General features: G+C 71.9%; 8 protein-coding genes and 1 pseudogene. 8 read left to right on the forward strand and 1 reads right to left on the reverse strand.

Annotated features, from left to right (window positions below; genetic code table 11):
• From AB0I76_RS18120 to AB0I76_RS18140, 5 genes are all read left to right on the forward strand, one after another.
• On the forward strand, positions 1–1,114 hold a 1,114-nt coding region (locus tag AB0I76_RS18120; protein ID WP_357036434.1), incomplete at its 5' end, for an ATP-binding protein.
• 37 nt (positions 1,115–1,151) lie between these two features.
• A complete protein-coding gene (locus AB0I76_RS18125; protein ID WP_357036437.1) occupies positions 1,152–2,957 on the forward strand; it encodes an acyl-CoA dehydrogenase in 1,806 nt (601 codons plus the stop codon).
• A 137-nt stretch (positions 2,958–3,094) separates the two neighbouring features.
• On the forward strand, positions 3,095–3,454 hold the full coding sequence (locus AB0I76_RS18130; RefSeq protein WP_357036440.1) for a hypothetical protein: 360 nt from the start codon (positions 3,095–3,097) through the stop codon (positions 3,452–3,454).
• A gap of 10 nt (positions 3,455–3,464) precedes the next feature.
• On the forward strand, positions 3,465–4,559 hold the full coding sequence (locus tag AB0I76_RS18135) for a WXG100 family type VII secretion target (protein ID WP_357036443.1): 1,095 nt from the start codon (positions 3,465–3,467) through the stop codon (positions 4,557–4,559).
• The gene (locus AB0I76_RS18140) at positions 4,556–4,837 is read left to right on the forward strand and encodes a hypothetical protein (RefSeq protein WP_357036446.1); all 282 of its coding nucleotides are present in this window, start codon (positions 4,556–4,558) and stop codon (positions 4,835–4,837) included. The genes AB0I76_RS18135 and AB0I76_RS18140 overlap by 4 nt, the downstream gene beginning before the upstream one ends.
• Positions 4,838–4,852: 15 nt before the next feature.
• Here AB0I76_RS18140 and AB0I76_RS18145 read toward each other — a convergent pair.
• Positions 4,853–5,722, reverse strand: a pseudogene (locus AB0I76_RS18145) (AMP-binding protein); the annotation flags it as partial.
• Here AB0I76_RS18145 and AB0I76_RS18150 point away from each other — a divergent pair.
• The 3 genes from AB0I76_RS18150 to AB0I76_RS18160 all read left to right on the forward strand — a co-directional run.
• Positions 5,709–6,086 (forward strand): hypothetical protein, encoded by a 378-nt coding sequence (locus AB0I76_RS18150; RefSeq protein WP_357036449.1) that lies wholly within the window; start codon positions 5,709–5,711, stop codon positions 6,084–6,086. The pseudogene AB0I76_RS18145 and the gene AB0I76_RS18150 overlap by 14 nt on opposite strands.
• 177 nt (positions 6,087–6,263) lie before the next feature.
• Positions 6,264–7,313: a MoxR family ATPase gene (locus AB0I76_RS18155; RefSeq protein WP_357036452.1), complete on the forward strand. Its 1,050-nt coding sequence runs from the start codon at positions 6,264–6,266 to the stop codon at positions 7,311–7,313.
• Positions 7,310–7,766: DUF58 domain-containing protein (locus AB0I76_RS18160; protein ID WP_357036456.1), on the forward strand; the 457-nt coding region annotated here is incomplete at its 3' end. The genes AB0I76_RS18155 and AB0I76_RS18160, both read left to right, overlap by 4 nt.

Below are 7,766 nucleotides of genomic sequence, written 5' to 3' on the forward strand. Positions count from 1 at the left end.
GGTGGTGGACCGGCCCCCGGCCGCCGACCCCGCCGCCGCGGCGGTACTCGCCGAGGCCGAGGCGCTGGAGCTGCGCCCCGAGGTCGTCGACGCGCCGTCCGCCGCCGGCCGGACCGTCACCGTACGGGTCGAGGTGCCCGTCGCGACGGTCGCCCCGGCGCACCTGTGGGCGACCGTCGCCGTGGTGCTCCAGGTGGTGCGGGACCTCGCCGGCGACGACCCCGAGCCCCGGGTCCTGCGCGGACGGACGTACGTGCTGCGGCGTCCGGCGGGCACGACCCCGCCGCCGCGTCCGGCGGCCCCCCGCAGCGAGTCGGTGACCCTCGACCAGGTCGGCGGCCTCGACGAGGTGGTCGCGCGGTTCCGGGAGATCGCGATCTCGTTCCGCCACCCGGACGTGATGGCGCGGTGGGGAGCGCGCCGGCCGCAGGGCATCCTGCTGTACGGCCCGCCCGGCACCGGCAAGACCATGCTGGCCCGGGCGCTGGCCAACGAGATCGGGGCGAACTTCAAGGAGATCCGCACCCCCGAGATCCTGGATAAGTGGCTCGGCGGCTCGGAGCGCAACATCAAGCAGATCTTCCGCGAGGCCCGCCGCTACCGGGAGCCCACGGTGCTGCTGTTCGACGAGTTCGACAGCATCATCAGCTACGCCGGGGCCGGTGGCGACGCGGCCAGCCAGGCGGTCAACGCGGTGGCCGGGATCTTCAAGCAGGAGATGAACACCCTGATCGAGGAGAACCCGAACGTCATCGTCGTGGCCACGACCAACTTCCCGCAGCGGGTGGACGCCTCCCTCGTCCGCTCCGGCCGCTTCGACGTCAAGCTGTCGATCCCGACACCCGACGAGGGCGGCCGGGCGGAGATCATCGCCAAGATGATCCGGGAGCTGGTGGACCGGCACGCGGGGCCGGGCTTCCGGATGTTCGCCGACGACGTCGACCCCGCGGCCCTGGCCGCGATCAGCCCGGGGCTGACCGGCGCGGACATCCGCGAGGTACTGCGCCGCGTCCAGCTCGCCAAGGCGATGAGCGAGGCGACCGGTGGTGCGCCGGCCGGTCCGATCAGCCAGGATGACCTGCGGGAGGGCATCGTCGGGCTGCGCCGCGGCTGAGCGTCCGCCCGGTCCGGCCCGACGGAAGGAGACCCCCGTGTCGTCCACCCTGCTCTCCCGGCGTGACCTGCGGTTCCTGCTGCACGACTGGCTGGACGTGACCCGGCTGACCGAGCGTCCCCGCTACGCCGAGCACTCCCGCGACACGTTCGACGCGGTGCTGGACCTCGCCGAGCGGGTGGCGACCGAGCGGTTCGCCCCGCACAACCGGGCCGCCGACCGCACCGAACCCACCGTGCACGAGGGCCGGGTGCGGATGATCCCGCAGGTGAAAGAGGCCCTCGACGCCTTCGCGCAGACGGGTCTGCTGGCCGCGACGATGGACTCCTCGATCGGCGGGATGCAGCTGCCGCACGTCGTGCAGGCCGCCTGCTTCGCCTGGTTCCAGGCCGCGAACGTGGCCACGTCCGCGTACCCGTTCCTGACCCTCGGCAACGCGAACCTGCTGCTGGCGCACGGCAGCCCCGAGCAGGTGGACACCTGGGTCCGGCCGATGGTGGAGGGCCGCTTCTTCGGCACGATGTGCCTGTCCGAGCCGCAGGCCGGCAGCTCCCTCGCCGACGTCACCACACGCGCCGAGCCGCAGGACGACGGTACGTACCGGCTGTACGGCACCAAGATGTGGATCTCCGGTGGGGACCACGAGCTGGCCGAGAACATCGTCCACCTGGTGCTGGCCCGCATTCCCGGCGGCCCACCCGGGGTGAAGGGCATCTCGTTGTTCATCGTGCCGAAGGTGCTGCTCGACGACGACGGCGCGCTCGGCGCCCGCAACGACGTGGTGCTGGTCGGCCTCAACCACAAGCTGGGCTACCGGGGCACCACCAACACGCTGCTGAACTTCGGCGAGGGCGTGCACCGGCCCGGCGGTCGTCCCGGCGCCGTCGGCTACCTGGTGGGGGAGCCGCACCAGGGCCTGGCGCAGATGTTCCACATGATGAACGAGGCGCGCATCGGGGTCGGTGCCGGCGCCACCGCGCTCGGCTACACCGGCTACCTCAAGTCGGTGGAGTACGCCCGGCAGCGCCCGCAGGGACGGCCGGTAGCCGACAAGGACCCCACCGCACCGCAGGTGCCGATCGTGGCCCACGCCGACGTGCGCCGGATGCTGCTGGCGCAGAAGAGCTACGTGGAGGGCGCGTTCGCGCTGATCCTCTACTGCGGACGCCTGCTCGACGAGGAGCGCACCGCACCGGACCCGGCCGACCGGGAGCGGGCGCACCTGTTGCTGGAGCTGCTCACGCCGATCGCGAAGAGCTGGCCGTCGCAGTGGTGCCTCGCCGCGAACGACCTGGCGATCCAGGTGCACGGCGGGTACGGCTACACCCGCGACTACGACGTCGAGCAGCACTGGCGGGACAACCGGCTCAACGCCATCCACGAGGGCACCCACGGCATCCAGGCGCTCGACCTGCTCGGCCGCAAGGCGACGATGGCGGGTGGTGCCGGTCTCGCGCTGCTCCTCGACACGATCCGCGCCACCGTCACCCGGGCGTGGAAGGCCGAGGGAGAGGCCGCCGAGCTGGCCGGGGCGCTCGGCGCCGCCCTGGACCGGGTCGCCCTGGTCACCCGCCGCCTGTGGAGCACCGGCGACCCGGAGGTGGCGCTGGCCAACGCCAGTGTGTACCTGGAGGCGGTCGGGCACGTGGTGATCGCCTGGATGTGGCTGGAGCAGCTCCTCGCCGTGGAGGGGGCAGGCGAATCGGACGGGGACTTCCTCGCCGGCAAGCGGCAGGCCGCCCGCTACTTCTTCCGGTACGAGCTGCCCCGCACCGGCCCGCAGTTCGACCTGCTGGAGAGCCTCGACCGGACCACCCTGGACGTGCGCGACACCTGGCTCTGACCTGGTCCACCGGCGCAAGCAGGGCTAGTTCGCCGCCGACAGCGGCGGTCGCTGCACGGATCCTGACTGCTCGCGGCCCGGATGATCCGGCTGTTCAGGGCCGCGACGGTGTGACCGCCGTTGGTATCTTCGGCGGCATGAGTGGGAGCCAGAGGTCTGGTAGCCGCAGAAGGCGACGGCAGGTCAGCGAGGAGGAACGCGCTGCGGCGGTGGGGGACTACCGTGAGTCGGTCGACCGATTGCAGCACACGGCCTACCGGAACCTGCGGCAGAGCGTCGCCTACGCCACGATCTTCGTTGCGGTGACGGCCACCTGGATGCTCTTCATCGGTCAGGCCACGCCGGCGAGCTTCCTGTGGTACGCGGTGGCGATTCTCAGTGGGGCGTTCGGCCTGGCCACCTACGTCGTCCGGGAGCCGCGTGCGCGGCTGTACGTTCTCGCGGTCGCCGTCGCTCTCGCGGTGGTGGGTGTGACCGGCATCTTTCTCGCGGACTAGGCGGTCACCGATGACGCTGTCCGTTGAACCGGAAGCGCTGGTCGGCTTCGCCCGGCAGGTCGATCGTGCCGCCGCCGACGTGCGGGAGATCCGCGCCTACCTCAATCGTCACGCCGACGTCGCGACGGGCGGCGAGCAGATTCAGATCGCCAGAGCCGCCCATGAGCACGCCGTGGACGTCATCGACAGCACCCTCAACCGGCTTGCCTGCCTCCTGGAGAACTCCGCTCCCGAACTGCGAGCCTCCGCCGGCTACTACCGCACGACCGACCTGGCCAACGCCGACCTTCTCGACCGGACCCTGCCACCAGCGCTCGACCGGTGCATCACCCCTCTGGAACTGGAGTTGGCGAACAACCCGTGCACCCCGGCGGACTTCGTCGACGTCCGAGACGTTCGTGGTCATCTCGACACTCCGGGAGACCCGGACAAGCCCGCGAACGCCCTGGGCTGGATGGACTACATCAGCCCCGCCAACTGGCTCAACGAGGTCTTCGACCGCGTCTTCGGTTTCGACCCCATCGGCAGGCTTCAGAGCCAGGTCTCCGGAGACTGGGAAGCCCTGGCCACGATGGGGCCGGTCGTGGACAACGTGGGTGGCGCCCTGCACGACCTGGCCTACAACGTCCAGTCCGGCACCACCACCCTGCGTCCCCTCTGGCACGGAGTGGCCGGCGACGGCGCCTTCCGCTACTTCACCACCACGGCCAACGCCACCGCCGACCTCCGGGCCCCCCTGTCCGCCATCAGCAAGGCCTACCGGGAGATGGCCGACGCCGTCTGGTCCGCCGGTGAAGCTCTCGGGGGTGTCGTCAAAAGCCTCGTCGACGCCGCCATCATCACCGGAGTCGCCGCCGCTGCCGGTACCGTCACCGCGCAAACTGGCGTCGGCGCACTCGTCGGCTACGGCGTTGCCGCCGCGGAGGTCGCGAACATGTTCCGGCTCTGGGGGGAGGCGACCAAACTCTGCCAGCAGATCGCCGCCGCCGTCTTCGTCTTCCGCGCCGCCCTCACCCGCGAACTCAGTGACCTCGACACCGTTGCCCTTCCCGCACTCCCCGGTGGTGGCCGCTACGACCACCCCCTCGCCGGCGCGAGGGCGTGACCGTCATGGACCACCAGGACGACATCACCGATGGCGACGAGCAACGAACCCGGGCCCTTCGCCGGGTCCTGGACCAGCTCGCCCGCAGCGACAGTCCGCTACTCCGCGAGATGGCGACCGCGGTCCTGGACGGCAGACTCACCCTCCGCCAGGCGGCGACCAGCGAGCCCTACGGCACGGAGCTGACCGCACCCTTCCAGACCTTCTGGAGCCGCTATCAGGAGATGACCCCCGAGGAGCGGGAGGACCTCGCCTCCCGCTCCGCACTGCTCGGGTGATGTCGCGCTGACAACTCAGTCGGCGAGCAGGCGGTCGCGGACCTCGCGACGGAGGATCTTGCCGATCTGGGAGCGGGGCAGGTCTTCCACCACGACGACCCGACGCGGCACCTTGTACCCGGTGAGGTGCGTTCGGCACGCCGTGCGGATCCCCGCCTCGTCCAGGGTGCAGTCGGTGTGCAGGACCACCACGGCGACGACCTCCTCGCCGCCGCCGGCGGAGGGCAGCCCCACGGCGGCAGCGTCGTGGACGCCCGGCACCCGGCGCAGCGCCTCCTCCACCTCCGACGGGTACACGTTGAAGCCGCCGGTGATGATCAGTTCCTTGATCCGGTCCACCACGGTCACGAAACCGTCGTCGTCCATCACCACGATGTCCCCGGTGCGCAGCCAGCCGTCGGGCAGCAGCACCGCCGCCGTCTCCTCCGGCCGCCGCCAGTAGCCGGCGAACACCTGCGGACCCCGGATCAGCAGCTCGCCGGCCTCGCCCGGGGCGCGGTCGCGGGTCGGGTCCGTCGGGTCGACGATCCGGACCTCCGTGGACGGGAACGGTACGCCCACCGTCCCGGGCCGGCGGGCCGGCGACACCGGGTTGCCCAGGGCCACCGGGGACGTCTCGGTCATCCCGTAGCCCTCCACGAGCAGCCCGCCGGTCACCGACTCCCACAGCTCCACCGTGGCCGGTGGCAGCGCCATCGCGCCGGAGATGGCGTACCGGACCGAGGTGAGGTCCACCCCGCGTTCGCGGGCGGCGGTGGCCAGCTTCTCGTAGATCGGCGGGACGGCCGGCAGGAACGTCGGCGGGCGGCGGCGGACCGCGGCGAGGGTCTGGTCCAGGTCGAAGCGGGGGAAGAGCACCAGGGTCGCCCCGATGCTCACCGAGAAGTCCCGCAAGGCCAAGGCCGCCGCCGCGGGTGTCAGCACGCTCGCCACGGCCCCGGGCACGGTGTCCTTCGCGGTGGTCCGGGAGGACGGCACGCTGGCCCGGTCGTCGGGCGGTGTCACCTCGTTGCGGTTCTCGGTCGCCCTGTACGGCCCCGGCCAGTACCAGGTCTCCTTCCCGTACAACGTGTCCACCAAGGCGTTCGTGGCCACGATCGGCGACGCCGGTCCGGGTTACGTCCCGCCGGGCGGCGAGATCTCCGTCGCCCCGCGCACCGCGCCGCTGACCAACTCGGTCTTCGTGCAGACCCGCGACTCGGACGGCGACCCGGCGAACCGGCCCTTCCACCTGGTCATCGCCAACTGATCCGCACCGTCTCGACGGCGTCGGCCCGGGTGTGGGCCGGCGCCGCCGGTGTCGTCCCACGCCCGTCGGTGCGGGCTGACGGGATCGTGAGCCCTCGTGCCGGTCTGGGGCCGTTCGGCCCGCGCCGGGCCCGTTAATCCGACGTTTGTCCGACCGCCGCCACGGGAAGCAAGCACCGTGACGGACATCTCGGACACCCTGGCCAGCGTGCCCAGCCCGGTCGATCCCGACGCGACCAGCGCCGAGCTGGAACAGACTCTCTTCGAGGTCAAACGCGTGATCGTCGGGCAGGATCGACTCGTCGAGCGCCTGCTGACCGCTCTCGTCGCCGACGGGCACTGCCTCCTGGAGGGGGTTCCCGGCGTGGCGAAGACCCTCGCCGCGCACACCCTCGCCACCGTCGTCGGCGGCACCTTCTCCCGGATCCAGTTCACCCCCGACCTGGTCCCGTCGGACATCGTCGGCACCCGGATCTACCGGGCCTCGAAGGAGTCCTTCGACATCGAGCTGGGGCCGATCATGGCGAACCTGGTGCTCGCCGACGAGATCAACCGCGCCCCAGCCAAGGTGCAGTCCGCGCTGCTGGAGGCGATGGCGGAACGGCAGGTCTCCATCGGTGGGCGCAGCTGGGAGGTGCCCCGGCCCTTCCTGGTGCTGGCCACCCAGAACCCGATCGAGTCCGAGGGTGTCTACCAGTTGCCCGAGGCGCAACGCGACCGGTTCCTCATGAAGATCGTCGTCGACTATCCGAGTGACGCCGACGAACTCGCCATCCTCTACCGGATGAGCGCCGACCGGCCCACCGCGCGCGCGGTGCTCGACCCGCAGCGCCTGCTCGACCTGCAGGCCCGCGCCCGGCACGTCTTCGTGCACCACGCCCTCGCCGAGTACGTCGTCCGGTTGATCCTGGCCACCCGGGACCCCGGCCGGTTCGGGCTGCCCGAGATGGCCCGACTGCTCGCGTACGGTGCGAGCCCGCGGGCCACCCTCGGCCTGGTGGCCGCCGCCCGGGCGCAGGCGCTCCTACGGGGACGGCTGTACGTCCTGCCCGAGGACATCCGCGAACTCGCCGTGGACGTGCTCGCCCACCGTCTGGTGCTCTCGTTCGACGCGGTCGCCGACGGGGTGTCCGCCGAGTCGGTGGTCCGGCGGCTGGTCGACGCCGTACCACCGCCCCGCATCGCCACCGGCCACCCGGAACACGCGGCCGACCTGGCGGCGGCATGAGGTGGCCCGGAACCACCGTCCCGGGCCTCACCGACCTCGCATCGGACCAGCGACTGCGGCAGCTGGAGCTGACCGTGACCCGGCGGCTCGACGGTCTCCTGCACGGGCAGTACCGGGGTCTGCTGCCCGGACCGGGCAGCGAGATCGCCGGCAGCCGCGAGTACCGCCCGGGCGAGGACGAGGTGCGCCGGATGGACTGGGCGGTCACCGCGCGGACCACCGTGCCGCACATCCGTGAGGTCGACGCCGACCGGGAACTGACCACCTGGCTGCTGGTCGACGCCAGCCCGAGCATGGAGTACGGCACCGCCGACCTGGACAAGCGGGAGCTGGCCGTGGCCGCGGTGGCGGCGGTCGGCTTCCTCACCGCCGGGGTCGGCAACCGGCTCGGCGCGCAGGTGCTGACGCCGGAGGGGCTGCGCCGGTTCCCGCCGCGCAGCGGGCGTACGCACC

The sequence above is a fragment of the Micromonospora sp. NPDC049799 genome (genome assembly GCF_040656655.1).
Lineage (GTDB): Bacteria > Actinomycetota > Actinomycetes > Mycobacteriales > Micromonosporaceae > Micromonospora.

Coding starts and splice junctions, on each gene's coding strand:
- AB0I76_RS18130 (WP_357036440.1), top strand. CDS start 3,095: ATGAGTGGGAGCCAGAGGTCTGGTAGCCGCAGAAGGCGACGGCAGGTC.
- AB0I76_RS18150 (WP_357036449.1), top strand. CDS start 5,709: ATGCTCACCGAGAAGTCCCGCAAGGCCAAGGCCGCCGCCGCGGGTGTC.
- AB0I76_RS18135 (WP_357036443.1), top strand. CDS start 3,465: ATGACGCTGTCCGTTGAACCGGAAGCGCTGGTCGGCTTCGCCCGGCAG.